The sequence below is a fragment of the uncultured Bacteroides sp. genome, assembly GCF_949298305.1.
In the GTDB taxonomy this organism is placed as follows: domain Bacteria; phylum Bacteroidota; class Bacteroidia; order Bacteroidales; family Bacteroidaceae; genus Bacteroides.
Genome location: NZ_CASFWU010000059.1, coordinates 1 through 18,245, shown reverse-complemented (window position 1 = coordinate 18,245; position 18,245 = coordinate 1). Strand labels below are relative to the sequence as shown.

General features: G+C 52.1%; 15 protein-coding genes. 10 read left to right on the top strand and 5 right to left on the bottom strand.

Features of this window, described 5'->3' with window-relative positions; translation table 11 throughout:
- The first annotated feature begins 104 nt into the window (after positions 1-104).
- From Q1Y74_RS09220 to Q1Y74_RS09200, 5 genes are all read left to right on the top strand, one after another.
- Complete coding sequence (locus Q1Y74_RS09220; protein WP_300813973.1) at positions 105-1,742, top strand: DUF4080 domain-containing protein; 1,638 nt, start codon at positions 105-107, stop codon at positions 1,740-1,742.
- 309 nt (positions 1,743-2,051) lie between these two features.
- Positions 2,052-3,506, top strand: a complete 1,455-nt coding sequence (locus Q1Y74_RS09215) for an ATP-binding cassette domain-containing protein (RefSeq protein WP_300813972.1) — start codon at positions 2,052-2,054, stop codon at positions 3,504-3,506.
- A 127-nt stretch (positions 3,507-3,633) separates the two neighbouring features.
- Positions 3,634-5,526 (top strand): LTA synthase family protein, encoded by a 1,893-nt coding sequence (locus Q1Y74_RS09210; RefSeq protein WP_300813971.1) that lies wholly within the window; start codon positions 3,634-3,636, stop codon positions 5,524-5,526.
- A gap of 277 nt (positions 5,527-5,803) precedes the next feature.
- Positions 5,804-6,466 (top strand): phosphatase PAP2 family protein, encoded by a 663-nt coding sequence (locus tag Q1Y74_RS09205; RefSeq protein ID WP_300813969.1) that lies wholly within the window; start codon positions 5,804-5,806, stop codon positions 6,464-6,466.
- Positions 6,467-6,534: 68 nt separating this feature from the next.
- Positions 6,535-7,704, top strand: coding sequence for a mechanosensitive ion channel domain-containing protein (locus tag Q1Y74_RS09200; protein WP_300813968.1), 1,170 nt, complete (start codon positions 6,535-6,537; stop codon positions 7,702-7,704).
- 227 nt (positions 7,705-7,931) lie between these two features.
- On the opposite strand, the gene Q1Y74_RS09195 is transcribed toward Q1Y74_RS09200, so the two are convergent.
- Positions 7,932-8,984: an endonuclease/exonuclease/phosphatase family protein gene (locus tag Q1Y74_RS09195; protein WP_300813967.1), complete on the bottom strand. Its 1,053-nt coding sequence runs from the start codon at positions 8,982-8,984 to the stop codon at positions 7,932-7,934.
- A gap of 10 nt (positions 8,985-8,994) precedes the next feature.
- Positions 8,995-10,455 carry an aminoacyl-histidine dipeptidase gene (locus Q1Y74_RS09190; RefSeq protein WP_300813966.1) on the bottom strand — a complete coding sequence of 487 codons (1,461 nt, stop codon included), beginning with the start codon at positions 10,453-10,455 and terminating at the stop codon, positions 8,995-8,997.
- Positions 10,456-10,683: 228 nt separating this feature from the next.
- On the opposite strand from Q1Y74_RS09190, the gene Q1Y74_RS09185 reads away from it, so the two are divergent.
- Together Q1Y74_RS09185 and Q1Y74_RS09180 are read left to right on the top strand one after the other, a co-directional pair.
- Complete coding sequence (locus Q1Y74_RS09185; RefSeq protein WP_300813964.1) at positions 10,684-10,920, top strand: hypothetical protein; 237 nt, start codon at positions 10,684-10,686, stop codon at positions 10,918-10,920.
- A 25-nt stretch (positions 10,921-10,945) separates the two neighbouring features.
- The gene (locus Q1Y74_RS09180; RefSeq protein ID WP_300813963.1) at positions 10,946-11,548 is read left to right on the top strand and encodes an OmpH family outer membrane protein; all 603 of its coding nucleotides are present in this window, start codon (positions 10,946-10,948) and stop codon (positions 11,546-11,548) included.
- Positions 11,549-11,697: 149 nt separating this feature from the next.
- Here the strand turns inward: Q1Y74_RS09180 and Q1Y74_RS09175 are convergent, their stop codons facing one another.
- Positions 11,698-12,177, bottom strand: coding sequence for a copper resistance protein NlpE N-terminal domain-containing protein (locus Q1Y74_RS09175; protein WP_300813961.1), 480 nt, complete (start codon positions 12,175-12,177; stop codon positions 11,698-11,700).
- Positions 12,178-12,409: 232 nt separating this feature from the next.
- Here Q1Y74_RS09175 and Q1Y74_RS09170 point away from each other — a divergent pair, with 232 nt between their 5' ends.
- A complete protein-coding gene (locus Q1Y74_RS09170; RefSeq protein ID WP_300813960.1) occupies positions 12,410-13,243 on the top strand; it encodes an alpha/beta hydrolase family protein in 834 nt (277 codons plus the stop codon).
- A 31-nt stretch (positions 13,244-13,274) separates the two neighbouring features.
- Positions 13,275-14,177: a helix-turn-helix domain-containing protein gene (locus Q1Y74_RS09165; RefSeq protein WP_300813959.1), complete on the top strand. Its 903-nt coding sequence runs from the start codon at positions 13,275-13,277 to the stop codon at positions 14,175-14,177.
- Positions 14,178-14,272: 95 nt separating this feature from the next.
- Here the strand turns inward: Q1Y74_RS09165 and Q1Y74_RS09160 are convergent, their stop codons facing one another.
- Positions 14,273-15,610, bottom strand: a complete 1,338-nt coding sequence (locus Q1Y74_RS09160) for a S41 family peptidase (RefSeq protein WP_300813958.1) — start codon at positions 15,608-15,610, stop codon at positions 14,273-14,275.
- Positions 15,611-15,803: 193 nt separating this feature from the next.
- On the opposite strand from Q1Y74_RS09160, the gene Q1Y74_RS09155 reads away from it, so the two are divergent.
- Positions 15,804-17,087, top strand: coding sequence for an O-acetylhomoserine aminocarboxypropyltransferase/cysteine synthase family protein (locus tag Q1Y74_RS09155; protein WP_300813957.1), 1,284 nt, complete (start codon positions 15,804-15,806; stop codon positions 17,085-17,087).
- 229 nt (positions 17,088-17,316) lie between these two features.
- On the opposite strand, the gene Q1Y74_RS09150 is transcribed toward Q1Y74_RS09155, so the two are convergent.
- The gene (locus tag Q1Y74_RS09150) at positions 17,317-17,976 is read right to left on the bottom strand and encodes a response regulator transcription factor (RefSeq protein WP_300813956.1); all 660 of its coding nucleotides are present in this window, start codon (positions 17,974-17,976) and stop codon (positions 17,317-17,319) included.
- Positions 17,977-18,245 lie beyond the last annotated feature (269 nt).

Genomic DNA, 18,245 nt, shown 5'->3' with positions numbered 1-18,245 from the left:
TAATGAAAATCAGCTACTTGACCTATTTTATTCTGCTAAACTTTATTAATTAACTTATTTGTTATCAACGGATTAGCTATAAATTTAACGAAGTATTAACGTATATGAAAATAGTGTGGGTTGACTTGAACAGCTCGTATGCGCATTCTTCACTGGCATTGCCTGCCATCCACGCACAGGTGGCTCACGATGAGACGGTGGAGTGGGTGCGTGTGTCGGCCACCATCAACGAGCAGGTGGGCATGACTGTGGATGAGGCTTACCGCCATCGGCCAGACATCCTGGCGGGTACCGTCTGGCTGTTCAACCATGAACAGATGTTGCATATTACCTCTCGGTTGAAGGCGCTGCTTCCGGAAACTTGCCTGGTACTGGGTGGTCCCGAGTTCCTGGGCGATAACGAAGAATTCCTGAGGCGGAATCCCTTTGTGGATGCTGTGTTCAGGGGAGAAGGAGAGCACGCTGTTCCACAATGGCTGACATGCTGGAACCGGCCCGAAGAGTGGGGACGGATAGAAGGGCTTTGCTATTTGGATGACAAAGGGCAATATCGGGATAATGGTATGGCGCGGGTCTTGGATTTTCCGGCTCTGGTGCCGCCTGAGGAAAGCCGTTTCTTTAATTGGGACAAGCCGTTTGTCCAGCTGGAAACCACCCGGGGATGCTTCAACACGTGTGCCTTCTGCGTGAGCGGCGGTGAGAAGCCGGTGCGTACGCTGGACATTGATACCATCCGGCGCAGGCTGGAGGTGATTCATGAGCATGGCATCAAGAACGTGCGGGTGCTTGACAGGACTTTCAATTATCAGCCAAAGCGGGCTAGGGCGTTGCTGGAACTGTTTACGGAGTTCGCGCCCGACATCCGTTTCCACCTGGAGATACATCCCGCCTTGCTATCCGAGGAGCTGATGTGCCTTCTGAAGCAACTTCCTACGGGACTGCTTCATCTGGAGGCCGGTATCCAGAGCTTGCATGAAGAGGTGTTGCGGGTGAGCCGGCGGGCGGGGAAGCTGGCCGATGCGTTGAAGGGGCTTTCCTTTCTCTGTTCGTTGTCCAACATGGAAACCCATGCGGACTTGATAGCAGGGCTGCCTCTATACCGGCTTATGGATATTTTTGATGACGTGCGGAAGCTGGCAGAAATCGGCGCCGGGGAGATTCAGTTGGAATCGTTGAAACTATTGCCGGGAACAGAGATGCGTAACCGGGCGGAGCAACTGGGAATCCGTTATTCGCCTTTCCCTCCTTATGAGGTGTTACAGACGAATGAAATCAGTACAAGCGAGCTCCAGACGGCCCGGCTGCTGTCACGGCTGCTCGATGGTTTCTACAATGCGCCTGCCTGGAGGGGGCTGACCCGTACGTTGATTTTGCACGACCGGAATTTCTTGACGGACTTTCTGAACCATCTCATTGCTTGCAACCTGATAGAGCAGCCCATGAGCCTGGAGAAGCGCGGACTGATTCTTTACGATTATTGCAAGCAGAACTATCCATTGTTACAGACAGAAGCAAGCGTAGCCTGGATAGAAGCGGGCATGTCGCTGAAGAAGGCTCCTGCCGAGAGGGTGAGGACCAAACGGGTGACGCCTCCCGAACGCTGGGAAGTGATTGAGGGAAGTTACGATGAGTCGTTGCGGCTGTGCTTCCTGCCTGTTGACAACACTTCTGAACACGGATACTGGTTCGGTTTTACGTCTGAGGTGCAGATGGTGAGGCCGGTGTTCAAGGCGAGGAGTTAGTGGTGAGTGGTGAGTGGTTAGTGGTGAGCGGAGGTTCGGGTAGTGGCTGTTCTGCTTGGCGTTTGTTGCTTGTGAGAAATCTTACTTCTGCAAGTTTGGCTTCGCCGATTTTCAATTCGGTAAAACCGTAACTTCTACCATTTACCATTCATAAAAAAGGTATTGGCTTCACTCTTTAACTTCTTAGCTCCTTAACTACAACCGATTGATAAACTTGCGAAACTTAACTTTCTCATTGATTCCTTTTCTGCAGTTAACGAATTAATCACTAATTTTGCGGCGCAAAAGGACATCTGATTAGAAATGGAAATGAAACCACAATGTACAGTACATTTGGCGGGAGGCGTGGTGCGTAATCCGCTGGTCCGCTTGGCGCAGCCTGCCAGTCTTGACTTGATGGCCGGTGAACATATTGCCATCGTAGGTCCCAATGGGGCTGGCAAAAGTTTGTTGGTGGACATGATTACAGGCAAATATCCGTTGAGGGAGGGAGAATTGACGTATGACTTCTCGCCTTCTACGACGAAGAATGTGTATGACAACATCAAATACATCGCTTTCCGCGACACGTATGGGTCGGCCGATGCCAACTATTATTATCAGCAGCGTTGGAACGCCCACGACCAGGACGAGGCGCCGGAGGTTCGTGAACTGCTGGGAGAGATAAAGGATGAGGCTCTGAAAAAACAGTTATTTGAACTTTTCCAGATAGAGCCGATGCTGGACAAGAAAATCATCCTCCTTTCCAGCGGCGAGCTCCGCAAGTTTCAACTGACCAAGACACTGCTGACCGCTCCCCGTATTCTCATTATGGACAATCCGTTCATTGGTCTGGACGCTGCTACCCGCGATTTGCTGTTCAAGGTGTTGGACGGATTGACAAGTTTTTCTTCTTTGCAGATTGTGCTGGTACTTTCCATGCTGGATGACATCCCTTCCTTCATCACACACGTGATGCCGGTGGAGCATCTTGTCGTGAGAGAGAAGATGGAACGTGAGGCTTATCTTCAAAGGTTCAGAGCGCAGGATGTTCCACAAGTGTATGACGACCTGCAACGGCGCATTTTAGACCTCCCTTATGAACATGCGGAATATGAATCGGAAGAGGTGGTGAAACTGAACAAGGTCAGCATCCGTTATGGCGACCGAACCATCTTGAAGGATTTGGACTGGACGGTGAAACGCGGACAGAAGTGGGCTTTGGGCGGTGAAAACGGTTCGGGTAAATCTACGCTGCTCAGTCTGGTCTGTGCCGACAATCCGCAGTCGTATGCCTGTGACATCAGCCTGTTCGGAAGAAAACGGGGAAGTGGGGAAAGCATTTGGGAGATTAAAAAGCATATCGGCTATGTCAGTCCGGAGATGCACCGGGCTTACTTGAAGAATCTGCCGGCCATTGAGATTGTGGCCTCGGGGCTGCATGACAGTATCGGACTCTATAAACGTCCCAAGGAAACGGAAATGGCCGTGTGCGAGTGGTGGATGGATATTTTCGGCATTGCAGCATTGAAAGACAAACCTTTCCTGCAACTGTCCAGCGGCGAGCAACGGCTGGCATTGCTGGCCCGTGCTTTTGTGAAAGACCCTGAACTGCTGATTCTGGATGAACCCTTGCATGGATTGGATACGTACAACCGACGCAAAGTGAAGAAAATTATAGAAGCCTATGGCCTGAGGAAGAACAAAACCCTGATTATGGTCACTCATTACGAGAACGAACTGCCGGCCATCATTTCGGATCGTTTGTATCTGAAACGTCATTGAACGGGAGGAAGGAGAAACCTGCCTGAGGCGGAAATGGATGCAAATGGCATAAAATTATCCAATAATTAGTAAGAAATAGAACAAAATGTTTATTTTTGCCCCTTATCATGTTTAAGGGAAGAGTCCAATGAAAGAAAGAATTATAGGATTTGTTAAAACATACTTACTGTTTGTTTGTATATTTGCGTTGCAGAAGCCGCTGTTCATGCTCTATTATCATTCGCTGTATGCCGATGTTGCCTGGAGCAGTTGGCTGGAGGTCATTTGGCATGGGTTACCGCTCGATTTGTCGTTGGCGGGTTATCTGACGGCCATTCCCGGTTTGTTGCTGTTAGTCTCCGTCTGGTCGTTGTCCGATGTATTGCGTCGTATCTGGAACGGTTATTTTCTTTTTGTCTCCATTCTCCTTTCTGTTGTCTTTGTCGTGGATCTGGCCCTGTATGAGTATTGGGGCTTCCGTCTTGACACCACTCCCTTGTTTTACTTCTTTTCTTCTCCCAAGGATGCTTTGGCCAGTGTAGGAATCGGGTTCGTGCTGGCGGGAGTAGCCATCATGGTGGCTTACGCCAGTCTGTTGTATGCCCTGTTCCGTTGTCTGCTCTTACCGAAGAAGCAGTTCTTATGTTTGAAGTTGCCTTTCCGTTATATCACCACTTCCGTTGTACAGCTATTGCTGGTCGGGTTGTTGTTCATTCCAATCCGTGGAGGTTTTACGGTGTCCACCATGAATACGGGCAAGGTCTATTTCAGTACGGACATGCGGCTGAACCATGCGGCCATTAACCCGATGTTCAGTTTGATGGAATCTCTTTCCAAACAGAAGGATTTCGCCAAGCAGTATCGTTTCATGGATGGCGCTGAGGCTGACCGTATTTTTGAGAATATGGTTGACTTGAGTGTGACAGGTAAGACTGTAGCAGTCCCCGATTCCTTGAAAGCAGCTTCAGACTCTCTGCGGACGTTGTTTACGCAACGCAGACCCAATGTCTGCATCGTCATTCTGGAAGGTTTCTCCTCCAAACTGATGACAACGCTGGGCGGACAACCGGACATTGCTGTGCAGATGGACAGTCTGGCACGTGAGGGAGTGCTGTTTACCAATTTTTATGCCAACAGCTTCCGTACCGATCGCGGGCTGGTAGCCGTATTGAGCGGATATCCGGCACAGCCTACTACCAGTATTATGAAATATCCGCGCAAAACCCAGAAATTGCCGGCCATTGCAAGAAGCCTGAAGGAGGCCGGATATGCTACCAAATATTACTACGGCGGTGATGCCGATTTCACCAATATGCGTTCTTACCTGATGTCTTCGGGCTTTGAGGAAATTGTTTCCGATCAGGATTTTCCTGTATCTGATCGTTTGAGCAAATGGGGGGCACATGACCATCTGGTGTTCCGCCGTCTGCTGGACGACTTGAAAGCAGAAGCGGCGGCAGGAAAGTCGGGGCAGTTGAACTATCGGGTGTTGCAGACTTCCAGCAGCCACGAGCCTTTTGAAGTGCCTTATCGCCGTCTGGCTGACGACCGCATGAATGCCTTTGCCTATACAGACAGTTGTGTGGGCGATTTTGTAAGACAATTCCGCGAATTGCCGCAATGGAAGAATACAGTGCTGATTTTTGTGCCTGACCATTTGGGCGCAACCCCTGAGCCGGTGAGCAACTTTACTGCCGACCGCTACCAGATACCTTTGCTGATGGTGGGAGGAGCCGTGCGTGAACCCAGGGAGATTGATGTCTATGGCTCGCAACAGGACATTGCGGCAACCTTGCTGGCTCAGCTGGGGTTGCCTCACGGACAGTTTACTTTCAGCAAAGATATGCTCGACCCGAACTCTCCGCATTTCGCTTTCTTTACCGTACCCGATGCTTTTGGAGTGGCAACGGCAGACAATTGCCTGATTTATGACAACCAGTCGGGGAGTGTCGTGCTGGACGAGGGAACGGAGAAAGGCAAGAATTTGCGGGCAGGTATGGCCTATTTGCAGAAGCTTTATGATGACTTGGCTGCTCGTTGAAATGGGAAGTTCCCGAACAGGAACCGGGGGAATGTGAAAGCAAGTATGGACACAAACTGAAATTTAAGGAAACTCAAGTTTCGCAAGTGCGAATTGAAAATCGGCGAAGCCAAACTTGCAGGAGTAGTTAAAAGAAGTTATCGCCCACCAGGGTGGGCTTAGGAGTTAAAGCCAATAGCTTAAGTGTATGGTCGGCATCCTTTCTCACAACGGTATTGGCTTAATTCCTTAACTAGAATCCGTTAATAAACTTGCGAAACTTAAATAAGAAAATAAAATGATATGGACAGATTTATTATCAGGACTGATAGAGGCTGATACAGACTTATTGCTTGCTATCAACGGATGGCGTGCCGGATGGGCGGACACTTTTATGTATGCCTTCAGCGGAAAATGGATTTGGGTGCCTATGTATGCTTCCATTCTCTATGTATTGTTTCGTAATCTTCATTGGAAATGGGTGCTGGGTTGTATCATAACCATTGCGCTGACCATTACTTTTGCCGACCAGGTTTGCGCCACGTTTATCCGTCCGTACGTGTGCCGTCTTCGGCCCGCCAATCTGGAGAATCCCATATCGGACATGGTACAGATTGTGAACGGCTATCGGGGAGGGAGGTACGGTTTCCCCTCTTGCCATGCCGCCAATGCGTTCGGGCTGGCGTTCTTCGTGTTTTATGTATTCCGCACCCGTGCCCTTACGTGGTTCATCATGCTGTGGGCGCTGGTGACGTGCTATTCGCGTTCCTATTTGGGGGTGCATTATCCGGGAGACTTGCTGGTTGGGGCCGTGGTCGGTTTTGTCGGTGCTACCCTGTTTTACTGGCTTTTTGCAAAGTTCTGCAAGTACAGGCCGCTCAAGGCATATCGCCATGCGTATGTCCCAATCTGGGTGGGAGGGGGCACTGTTCTGTTGATGGCGGTTTACTCCTTCGTTTAGCGCATGGACTGAACAACTCTGTTTCTTCATCTGTTTTCTGAAATAATATATATGGAAAAATCAATTGTATGATGAGTTTAGGAGGCTGGATGAATGACATCCTGATAGGTTGGGGCATCAATCCCAAAGTGGCCGATATGTTTGACGAGACCCTTGTCGCGGTACTGATGATTGCCGTGTCTGTCGGATTGGATTATTTGTGTCAGTCGATATTCGTGGGCGGTATGAGGCATTATGCCAAACGCAATCCTCATTATTGGAGTACACTGCTGATGAAGCGTAAGGTGGTACACCATCTGATTCATGTCTTGCCGGGCATCTTGGTTTATGCCATGTTGCCGTTGGCCTTTGTCCGGGGAAGGGGGATGCTTGAGCTTTCGCAGCGGATTTGTGTTGTCTATGTCATTACCGCCATTCTTCTTACCCTGAACAGCCTGTTGCTGGTGATGCTCGATTTGTATAATGCAAAGGACGAACAGAAGAACCGTCCCTTGAAGGGTTTTGTGCAGGTGCTTCAGGTTTTGCTTTTCTTCATAGGAGGCATCATTATTGTGGCCGTACTGGTAGACAAATCGCCCGCCACCCTGTTTGCCGGATTGGGAGCTTCGGCAGCGGTGCTGATGCTGGTGTTCAAAGACAGCATCCTTGGGTTTGTGTCCGGTGTACAGCTTTCGGCCAACGACATGGTGCGCATCGGCGACTGGGTGCAACTGCCCAACGGCAGTGCCAATGGGGTGGTGAAGGAAATTACCCTGAATACGGTGAAGATACAGAATTGGGACAATACGATTTCGACTGTTCCTCCTTATACATTGGTGAACAATACTTTCCAAAACTGGCGTGGAATGCAGGAAGGAGGCGGGCGGCGCGTGGACAAACGCATCTTTCTGGACATGACAACATTGAAGTTCTGTACGCCGGATATGCTGGACAGAATACGGAAGGAGATTCCCTTGATGGCCGATTACCAGCCTGCTGCCGGCGAAGTGCCTACCAATGCCCAGTTATACCGCATCTACATAGAACGTTATCTGTGCAGTCTTCCTGTCGTAAACCAGGAAATGGATTTGATACTGAGCCAGAAGGAACCCACCACTTACGGCGTGCCCATCCAGGTCTATTTCTTCCTGCGCAACAAGGAATGGAAGGCGTTTGAGCGGATTCAGTCGGATATTTTTGACCATCTGCTGGTAATGGTGCAGCAGTTTGACCTGAAGCTGTATCAGTATTCAGATTGATTGACTTAGTTCTGTAAATCAAAGGCTTGTTAAAACAGAAATCCTGTCTCTGCCTCCGAGCCTCTTTGGCATTGCTTCCGAGCCTCTTTGACGTCTCCTCCGAGCCTCTTTGACGTCTCCTCCGAGCCTCTTTGGCTTTTGTTACTGGTCAGACAGAAAATATCTGTCTTACATCCCCCTCCAGGCATCAGGGGTTTGCGGAAATGTAGTCCGGACAGCAGTAGGCCTCAGTAGAGCACGCGGAAGTCTGCCCACACGGGCAGATGGTCGCTGTAACCCTCTTGATATTTCATGCCATAATAGGTGCGGAAGGGTTGCAGACCTCCATATTTTTTATCGGGCGCCAGCAGGAAGGGAGGGGCAAAGATGCCGGCACGTCCTTCGGCCGTATGGAAGGGGGCATCGGGACGGGTCATTTCTTCCGATACCATGATGTGATCCAGAAGTCCCCATTCTCCTTGGTATTTGTAGCTTCCTGCCGGTTTCATGCCGGGTTTGCCGTCTAACAGATGTTTGAGTACGGGCTTATCTCCGTCCAGCAGCAACCTGACCGACCGGTTGTGCGGATAGTCGTTCAGGTCTCCCATCATCAGAATCTGGGGGCGTCGGCGTCGGGCATAAATGCTGTCTATGGCTTCTCGGACACGTCGGGCGGCCAGCAGCCGATGTGCTTCCGTCTCTTTGGCTCCTCCGGACCGTGAAGGGAAGTGACAGACGAACACGTCCAGTGTGTCCTGATTGAGAAGCTGTCCGCATACATGCAGGATGTCCCGCGTAGGGCGATTCTGTTTGTCGGTTCGGGGGACTTCCAGGCTGTGGCAGGACAACAGCTTGAACAGGTGGCGGCGATAGAGCAGGGCGACGTCAATGCCGCGCTCGTCGGGCGAGGAGGTCATGACATACCGGTAGCCTACTTCGCGCAAGGCCGAATAGCGTGTCAGGTCGCGCAGGACACTGTCGTTCTCTACTTCGCATAGAGCGACGAGAGCCGGCGGGTTCCATTCACCTACGGCTACGATGACGCGTGCCACATCGTCCAGTTTCTTTCTATATTTGTAGTAGTTCCAGCGGCGGATGGCGTCGGGCAGAAATTCGTAGTCGTCCTTCAGACTGTCGTGGCGGCAGTCGAACAGGTTCTCCACGTTGTAGGACATGACGCGGAAGTCCGCTGTATCCTTGCCTTGTCCATGTGCCTGGGATAGGATGAAAAATGCGGAGACACAGAAGCACAGTACTTTCCATTGTCTGTTTTTCTGATGTCTCCGCATATTGGTACTCATCCTTTCAATGTTATTGCTTGGCAGGGATGTGTTTGAGGATGTCCAGCAGGTGGTTCCAGAACTTCTGGACGGTGGGTATCAGCATCCGTTCGTCGGGTGAGTGGACGCCTTGCAGGGTGGGGCCGAAGGAAATCATGTCCAGCGAAGGATATTTATCCAGGAAGAGGCCGCACTCCAGTCCTGCATGGATGGCTTTGACTTTGGCCTCTACGCCGAACAGACGTTGATAGGATTCGGTAGCGATGCCCAGAATTTCGGAGTGGGGATTGGGCTTCCAGCCCGGATAGCCGTCGCCAAAGGATACGCGGGCACCTGCCATTTCGAAGACAGTGCGTACCATGGTGGCGATGTCTTGCTTGGACGATGCGGTGGAGCTGCGCTGGCTGGTCTCGATGCGGATGATGCAGCCCGGTTTCATCTTCACCGAAGCCAGGTTGGTGGATGTCTCAACCAATCCGGGTATGTCCTGGCTCATGGCATACACGCCGTGGGGGACTGCATACAGGGCTTGCAGCAGGCGGCGGGTTGTGTCTTTGTCCAACGCTTTCTCGCAAGTGTTTTCCGACTCCATCAGCAGTTGCAGTTCGGGGTCGCTTACGTTGTATTCGGCCTGTACTTCGGATGCAAAGATGTTCAGGTCGGCCCGCAGGTCGTGTTTGTCCGCTTCGGGGATGGCTACGATGGCGTGTGCTTCGCGGGCAATGGCGTTGCGCAGGTTGCCGCCGTCTATTTCGCAAAGATACAGGTCGTACTTCTTGAACGCCTGGCTGAGGAAGCGGTTAAGTATTTTGTTGGCGTTGCCGCGTCCGAGGTGGATGTCTCCGCCCGAGTGTCCGCCTTTCAGTCCTTTCACCTGTATTTTGCAACAGAAATAGCCGGCTGGTACAGATACCTCGTTATACGTGAATTCGGCCACGGAGTCTACGCCGCCCGCGCAGCCGATGAACAGCTCTCCTTCGTCCTCAGAGTCAAGGTTCAGCAGGATTTCGCCGTTCATGAATCCTTCTTTCAAGGCAAAGGCACCGGTCAGTCCTGTTTCTTCGTCTACCGTGAAAAGGCACTCCAATGGTCCGTGCTCAATGCTGTCGTCTGTCAGGATGGCCAGTTCGGTGGCTACGCCGATGCCGTTGTCTGCTCCCAGCGTGGTGCCTTTGGCCTTCAGCCATTCTCCGTCAATCTCCGTTTCGATAGGGTCGTTCAGGAAATCGTGGTTGACATCGTTGTTCTTCTCACATACCATGTCGATATGCGATTGCAGGACTACGGTCTTGCGGTTTTCCAGTCCCGGAGTGGCAGGTTTCTTTATCAATACGTTGCCGGCTTCGTCAACGAGGGTATCCAGTCCGTTCTTTTTGCCGAACTCTTTCAGGTAGGCAATCATCTTTTCTTCCTTCTTGGAAGGGCGCGGCACTTGGCATATTTCTTCAAAATAACGGAATACGCCTGCCGGTTTCAAGTCTTTCTTTTCCATATTCGAGTCTTTATGAAGGTTTGTATTTAATCTCTTTTTGCTAAATATACTTAAATGGTTTTGCTAACCGATTCCTATTACTCTTTTTTTAGAGCCAAAGAAGTGTGTTAGTCCGACCAAAAGCCCTATATTTGCATCCGCAAAAATAGAGTAATTTGAATGCAAAAGAAAATTTATTCCCATTTTTGCAAGATTCAAGCTTGATTTCATGTAACAAATGTAATGAATATGATTGAGACTGCCTTGATTACACTGCTGATAGTTGCTGTCTGTATAGCCTTATTGGGGGGAAAAGTCTTTTTTGTGAAGGGAGGAAAATTCCCCAACAGCCACGTCAGTGGCAACAAGGCCATGCGCGACAGAGGAATCGGATGTGTGCAGTCCCAAGACAGGGAGGCGCAACGCAAGCCGCGTTTTTCTCTTGACAAACTGGAAGAAACCTTGAATGAAAGTATGAATAACTAATTCTAAAAACAATAATTTACAAATTATGAAGAGATTAAACTACCTGATGAACGGTCTTGCTGCTTTGGCGCTTATCGTTTTATTTTCTCAATGTGCCGGTAAGGCCGATAATCAGACTACAAACACTTCTGTGCAGCCTGCCGGATTGTCTGAGATGAAGATTGCCTATGTTGAAATAGATACGCTTTTGGCCAAGTACAACTTCTGTATCGACCTGAACGAAGCAATGGTGAAGAAGAGCGAGAACGTGCGTCTGACTCTGAACCAAAAGGCCAAGGAACTGGACAAGCAGAAGCAGGAATTCCAAACCAAATACCAGAACAATGCTTATCTCTCACAGGAGCGTGCCCAGCAGGAATACAACCGTATTGCCAAACTGGAACAGGACTTGCAGAACCTGAGCAACAAGTTGCAGTCTGAACTGATGAGTGAGAACGAAAAGAACAGCCTTCAGTTGCGTGACTCTATCAACGCTTTCCTGAAGGAATATAACAAGACCAAAGGGTACAGTTTGATTATCAGCAATACGGGTTTTGACAACTTACTTTATGCTGATAGCATCTATAACATTACACGGGAAATTCTGGAAGGTCTGAACGCCAGATATTCTTCTCCCGTACAGAAATAAAAAACAATTTGAGTCGAATAAGAAAGAGCCGGTCTCCGTCCCCAAAACGGAGGCCGGCTCTTTTTCAGTTTGGACTGAAGTAACGCTTTCACACGGTCAACGCATTGCTTTTGTTGCCCGTAAGCAACGGTTCCCATGCGGCCTTTTGGTTACTGCTTGACCTGAACGATGTCGTAGCCCACATCACTGACGGTTTCCAGCAGACTGTCGTTGGCCAGACGCAGGGTCGTGTCGTTGACCACGACAAAATAAAGAGGCGATGTGCCGTCGTCGGGGGTCAGCTTGTAGGCAGTCTTTGATTGGTTGTTCACGTTCTTCTGCACCACTTCCTTCTTCCCTTTCGAGATTGACGAGTTGCTTCCTGCCTGTCCGTTGGCATCCAGATAGGTGGTTACCAGCGTATAGCCGCATTCACCGCCGGGTCCAATGCTGTCTACGCTCAAGATGTACTGTACGCCTTGTCCGTTCTCTGTGGGAAGAACACCTTCGTAGATGGCGATAGCCGTACTGTCGTTGCCGACTACGAGAAGTTCGCCATCGTCTGCGATGGCTTCGTTGTTTGAGTTTCCTTTGGATTGGCAGGAGGCCAACGCAGCTGCAAGAACTGCAATCATCATTAATTTCTTCATTGTTCTATAAAGGTTTAAGTTAATATTCATCCGCATCGGGCGGTATGTTTCTTTATTCCCGAGTATAACAAGTCTGAACTTATTTTTGTTCTTCTTGAACAGTTCTAAAACTTTCGCTATATTTGGCAGATTTTATAGTGAAGACAGGACAGAAGTGCCTTGGCTGAAAAATCCATAGTTGCATTGGGGTGCTTCTTCTTGATGGAAATAACACAGACAATAAGAAATTAGAATGATGAAAAGACTTTTGTCAATTATCTGCCTGCTCGGCGTTATATTTGCCGCGCAGGCTGCCCGTTTGGACACGGTCATGGTAAAGAGTCCCTCCATGAACAAAGAGGTACAAGTGTTGTATGTAGTTCCTGACAAGGCGTTGGGCAAATCACCGCAAGCCTGTCCGGTCATTTATCTGCTGCATGGCTATGGCGGCAACACGTGGACGTGGATAGGCATCAAGCCCAATCTGCCGCAAATAGCCGACGAGAAGGGCATCATCTTTGCCTGCCCAGACGGCAAGAACAGTTGGTACTGGGACAGTCCTCGGGATTCGTCCTACCGTTACGAGACTTTTGTATCTTCGGAACTGATAGACTATACCGATACCCACTATGCCACCGTGGCCGACCGCAAGGGAAGGGCCATCACAGGCTTGAGCATGGGTGGACACGGCGCTTTGTGGAATGCTTTCCGTCATAAGGACGTATTCGGTGCGGCAGGCTCCACCAGCGGCGGAGTGGACATCCGTCCTTTCCCCACGAACTGGGAGATGAGCCGGCAGTTGGGTGAATATGCGGCCAACAAGGCTGTGTGGGATGCCCATACCGTCATCAACCAGCTGGACAAAATCGGGCGGGGCGACCTGGCTATCATTGTGGACTGTGGTGAAAGCGACTTCTTTCTGGAGGTGAACAAAGACCTGCACAAGCGCCTGCTGGCACGAGGCATTGATCACGACTTCATTACCCGTCCGGGCGTACACGACGGCCGGTATTGGAACAATTCCATCGACTATCAAATACTTTTCTTTGATAAATTCTTCAAACGTTCATCGGCCCAGGCACAATGATGCCTGCCTGTTATAATAGCAATCAATCGGAATGGCAGATATAATACAGCTGGATGCAGTAAGCAAATACAATGACCTGTTCGGGCTGAAGACGTTACACCCGTTGGTCAGCGTGGTAGACTTGTCGGAGGCTACCCGCATTCCCAAGCATTTTATCTTCAATTACGGCGTGTATGCCCTCTATCTGAAGAATACAAAGTGTGGCGACATACGCTACGGAAAGCAGACCTATGACTATCAGGAGGGCACCATTACCAGCTTTGCACCCGGACAGGTGACTGAGGTGGAGATGCTGGAAGGGGTGAAGCCGGATGCTTTGGGAGTCTTGTTTCATCCTGACTTGATTAAGGGAACCTCGTTGGCGCAGGAAATGAAGTCGTACACTTTCTTTTCCTACAGCTCGGCGGAGGCGCTCCATGTATCGGAAGAGGAGAGGAAACTTATCTCAGATTGTTTGGCGAGAATTAAGATGGAGCTACAGCGTCCCGCAGACAAGCTTAGCAAGCGGCTTATCGCAAGTCACATCCGGCTGCTGCTGGATTACTGCATGCGCTTCTATGAACGTCAGTTCGCTACCCGTTCAGTAGCCAACAGGGATGTGCTGACCAAATTTGAGACTTTGCTCGACGACTATTTCCAGAGCGATATTCCCCAAACCGACGGCCTGCCTACCGTGAAGTATTTTGCCGACCGGGTATTCCTCTCGCCCAACTACTTCGGAGACTTGATTAAGAAAGAAACCGGACGCTCAGCCCAGGAATACATTCAGGACAAGATTATAGACTTGGCCAAGGACATGATAGCGGGAACGGGCAAGACGGTGAGCCAGATTGCCTACGAACTGGGCTACCAGTATTCGCAACATTTCAACCGTATCTTCAAGAAGAATGTGGGATATACGCCCAACGAGTATCGGAAGATGCAGATGGCCTGAGGGGGGGGATACAGCAGTGTAAACGGAAAAATGGAAAGTCGAAGATGGGTTCTCATCCTCGACTTTCCATTTTTCTTTTCCTCAGGTTTATACTTTCAGGGAAGAATCAGCCCTTTGCGGAAGGTACGTTTGATGCGGGTCTCTGTGGGTGCCTCTTCGTCGGTGCCTGTATCGGTGCCGGGAGTAATTGTACCGTTGATGACACCCAGCGCCGTGCTCAACAGGGCCTCGTCGGGGTTACCCAGCGGGAGCACCTGAGCGGGGTTGTCCAGCCCGTTGACCGTATATTGAGGCAGGAAGCCTGCCGTATAGTCGGCCGCGCCGTTGGCGTTGTACACTTCGCACACCACGGGACGCAACACCACGCGCAGCGATTCGTTGAGATAGCCTGCTGTGGCCAGGTATTCGCCCTTGGTGGTTTCGCCCACCATCACTACGTTCATATAGGGCTTCAGGCAGTTGATGAGCATCTCCGAGGCGCCGGCGGTGGTGCCGCTGGTCAGAAAATAGACGGTGGAGAGGTTCAGGTTGCTGCCGCCTTGTGCCTGCAAAAGGTTGGGGTCGATGCTGATGTCGCCGTTGCGGGCGCTCTGCTTCTGGTTGAATGTCAGGCTGGCCAGGGTAGAGCCCAGATTGGCCGAAGGCACCAGTGCGGCTGCCCACAGACGCACGCTCTCCATGTCGCCGCCGGCATTGTAGCGCAGGTCAATCACCAGGTCCTTCACACCGCTTTCGGCACATTGCCGCGTGAAGGCGCCCACTTCGGCATCGGCCGATGCCTGGAAGCTGTTATAGACAATGTAGCCCACACCGCCGTCGAGTATCTTGCTGACCGGCACCACCACGTCGTTGACGGCCCTCGATGCGGGCAGCACGGTGTCGCGGTCCTTGGTCACCACGCCCGTGGGCGCTTCTTCGCCCTCGGTGGCTGGTTGCAGGGTGTACTGGCCGATGACGATGTCCTTGCTGCCGCCTTCCTTCAGCACGTCTTCGTTCTTCTTGGTGATATAGTCGTTGTCCACCATCATAATCCAGTCGCCCCGCTCCAGCCCGGCTTCGGAGGCCGGCGAGTCGGGGATGACGTAGGTCACCTGGGCATAATAGGCCGTGTCGTTGTCGGGCGCCTGGCTAAGGCTGTAGTCGAATCCGTAACTCGGTACGGGCACCGTGCTCAAGGTGTCTACGGTGGAGAACTCGTCCTTGTCCGACTTGATTTGGTTGAGGAACTCTTGCGGCGACTGGAAGTAATTCAGGTCGTCGAAGGCTGGTATTTCGTCGTACCAGAGGTAGTCTTCCCTCATCACGCTGTCTATCCACAGGTCGCGTCCTGTCAGCGGGTAGTATTCGGGCCAGCGGTCCACTCCGCAGGAGAAGAGGCCCGACAGAGCCAGGAGCGTACACAAGGGGAGAAGCAGTATCTGTTTTCTTTTCATTTGCACGGGTATTTACGGGTTTTGCGTGCAAATGTAACGAATAGTTCGTTTATCTACCATAATTGTGGTATAAAAATCCCTATTATGTGCCGTTGTCCGGCCTGTGTCTCGGGGCTATCTTTGCAACCGTTATCGGTGCATATACCTGATAAGAGTGAATCCCGGACATACATCTACTTTAATCATACAGACAATGGAAACAAAGAACTTACGATTTGAGACGCTGCAGCTGCATGTGGGGCAGGAGCAGCCCGACCCGGCCACCGACGCCCGTGCCGTACCCATCTACCAGACGGCTTCCTACGTGTTCCGTAACTCGACCCATGCGGCCGACCGCTTCGCCCTCAGGGACGAGGGAAACATTTACGGACGACTGACCAACCCCACGCAGGCGGTGCTGGAGCAGCGCATGGCAGCGCTGGAGGGCGGCGTAGCAGCCCTGGCCGTGGCCTCGGGGGCGGCGGCAGTGACCTACGCCATAGCCAACATAGCCCGTGCGGGCGACCACATCGTGGCCGCCAAGACCATCTACGGCGGCAGCTACAACCTGCTGGCACATACGCTGAAGGACTACGGGATAGAGACGACGTTCGTGGACCCTTCGCGTCCGCAGAACTTCGAGGAGGCCTTCCGTGAGAATACCAAGGCGGTGTTCATCGAAACGCTGGGCAACCCCAACAGCAACGTGACGGACATCCGCACCGTGGCCGACGTGGCCCACGCCCACGGCATCCCTCTGATTATAGACAACACTTTCGGCACGCCCTACCTGATACGCCCCATCGAGCACGGGGCGGACATCGTGGTACACTCCGCCACGAAGTTCATCGGCGGACACGGCACCTCGCTGGGCGGCGTGATTGTGGACGGCGGACGCTTCGACTGGGCGGCGTCGGGCAAGTTCCCCCAGCTGTCCGAGCCCGACCCCAGCTACCACGGCGTGCGCTTTACGGACGCGGGCGGAGCGGCGGCCTATGCGGTGCGCATCCGTGCCGTCCTGCTGCGCGACACGGGGGCGGCCATCAGTCCTTTCAACGCCTTCCTGCTGCTGCAGGGCATCGAGACCCTCTCGCTCCGCGTGGAGCGTCATGTGGCGAACGCCCTGCGCGTGGTGCAGTTCCTGGCAGCCCATCCGCGGGTGGAGGCGGTGAACCACCCCTCGCTGCCCCAGCACCCCGACCACGAGCTTTACTGCCGCTACTTCCCGCAGGGCGGAGGTTCCATCTTTACGTTCGAGGTGAAGGGAGGCGTGGAGGCGGCCCATCGGTTCATAGACCGCCTGCAGCTGTTCTCGCTGCTGGCCAACGTGGCCGACCTGAAATCGCTCGTCATCCATCCGGCCACCACCACCCACTCGCAGCTGACTCCGCGCGAGATGGAGGAGCAGGGCATCCGCCCGGGCACCGTCCGCCTCTCCGTAGGGACGGAACACATTGACGACCTGCTGGCCGACCTGGCGCAGGCGCTGGAAGGGTGAGCCGGGCCGGAGGCGGGATAAGGGTGTGCCAACACAAAGTGCTGGTAACTGACTCCCCTCCTTCAGGAAGGAGGGGTGCCCAACGGGCGGGGTGGTAGGTTTTTGCGGCCTTCTGTATATTAGCACTTTATGTGTTCACCTACCACCTCCCCCTTCGGGTACTCCTCCTTCCTGAAGGAGGAGAGCTTCAGATACTCTTGTTTTGCCTCCATACAGATGTCTTCTTTCCTTATATATAATACTCCACCGCGTCCACGATGCCCGCCTTCATGGCATAGCGGGTGGCCTCGTGCGCATTGTTCACCTTCAGCTTGCGGAAGATGTTCTTGCGGTGGCTGTTCACGGTGTGGAAGCTGAGGTTCTTCTGGGCGGCAATCTCTTTGGTGGTTTTGCCCAGGGCAATCTCCTTGAGGATACTCTTTTCGGAGGCGGTGAGCAGATTGTCCGCGGCGGAGCGTGCGGGGGAGGGGGTGCTGCCTTCGCGCAGCAGCAGGTTGGCTATGTGGCTGCAGATGTAGCGTTCGCCGCGGGCCGTGCCAAGCAGGGCGGAGAGAATTTCCTCCCTGGAAGCGTCCTTCAGCACCACGCCGAAGGCTGTGCTGCCCAGCAGCACTTGCCGCAGGAAGGCGATGCCCAGTTCGTCGGAAAACAGCAGCCAGTCAGCCTCCTTGAATCGCTCGTGCAGGATGACCAGCTCTTCGGCGCCCGTGAAGTCGAACAGCGTATAGTCCAGCACGACGACCGCCTGCGGGTGCAGCTTCAGCATCTGCACCAGTTCCGCCTTGTTTTCCGCCTCCAGCAGGGCGGCCGTTTCTTTCCGTCCGCCGAGCAGAAACATCAGTCCGGCCTTGCTGATGTCCTGATTGTCTGCGATGATGTATTCTCTCATGTTCTCCGTTTTCTGTTTTTTTCTGCCGCAAATATACGTTTTTCCTCGTTACCTTCCGCGCCCTTCCCGCTGCCTTTGGCAGGCAATGCCGCCACCTTTGGCAAGCCAAGTCGCCGCCTTAGGCAAGTTAAGCCGCTACCTTTGCTTAAATTAAAAGCCTTTTATTTATCAATTAATAGTCCGTTAAGAATTCAACATATCGGCTAAGCGGCTTCTGCCACTATGCCAAATAGTTCTTTGATAAGTTTAGCATTAAAAGTTCTGTTCGG

What these genes read in the sequence shown, in the direction of transcription:
- Q1Y74_RS09190 (WP_300813966.1), bottom strand. Translation starts at nt 10,455, where the DNA reads ATGGAAAAGAAAGACTTGAAACCGGCAGGCGTATTCCGTTATTTTGAA.
- Q1Y74_RS09175 (WP_300813961.1), bottom strand. Translation starts at nt 12,177, where the DNA reads ATGAAGAAATTAATGATGATTGCAGTTCTTGCAGCTGCGTTGGCCTCC.
- Q1Y74_RS09205 (WP_300813969.1), top strand. Translation starts at nt 5,804, where the DNA reads ATGATATGGACAGATTTATTATCAGGACTGATAGAGGCTGATACAGAC.
- Q1Y74_RS09170 (WP_300813960.1), top strand. Translation starts at nt 12,410, where the DNA reads ATGATGAAAAGACTTTTGTCAATTATCTGCCTGCTCGGCGTTATATTT.
- Q1Y74_RS09155 (WP_300813957.1), top strand. Translation starts at nt 15,804, where the DNA reads ATGGAAACAAAGAACTTACGATTTGAGACGCTGCAGCTGCATGTGGGG.
- Q1Y74_RS09200 (WP_300813968.1), top strand. Translation starts at nt 6,535, where the DNA reads ATGATGAGTTTAGGAGGCTGGATGAATGACATCCTGATAGGTTGGGGC.
- Q1Y74_RS09185 (WP_300813964.1), top strand. Translation starts at nt 10,684, where the DNA reads ATGATTGAGACTGCCTTGATTACACTGCTGATAGTTGCTGTCTGTATA.
- Q1Y74_RS09150 (WP_300813956.1), bottom strand. Translation starts at nt 17,976, where the DNA reads ATGAGAGAATACATCATCGCAGACAATCAGGACATCAGCAAGGCCGGA.
- Q1Y74_RS09180 (WP_300813963.1), top strand. Translation starts at nt 10,946, where the DNA reads ATGAAGAGATTAAACTACCTGATGAACGGTCTTGCTGCTTTGGCGCTT.
- Q1Y74_RS09160 (WP_300813958.1), bottom strand. Translation starts at nt 15,610, where the DNA reads ATGAAAAGAAAACAGATACTGCTTCTCCCCTTGTGTACGCTCCTGGCT.
- Q1Y74_RS09195 (WP_300813967.1), bottom strand. Translation starts at nt 8,984, where the DNA reads ATGAGTACCAATATGCGGAGACATCAGAAAAACAGACAATGGAAAGTA.
- Q1Y74_RS09210 (WP_300813971.1), top strand. Translation starts at nt 3,634, where the DNA reads ATGAAAGAAAGAATTATAGGATTTGTTAAAACATACTTACTGTTTGTT.
- Q1Y74_RS09165 (WP_300813959.1), top strand. Translation starts at nt 13,275, where the DNA reads ATGGCAGATATAATACAGCTGGATGCAGTAAGCAAATACAATGACCTG.
- Q1Y74_RS09220 (WP_300813973.1), top strand. Translation starts at nt 105, where the DNA reads ATGAAAATAGTGTGGGTTGACTTGAACAGCTCGTATGCGCATTCTTCA.
- Q1Y74_RS09215 (WP_300813972.1), top strand. Translation starts at nt 2,052, where the DNA reads ATGAAACCACAATGTACAGTACATTTGGCGGGAGGCGTGGTGCGTAAT.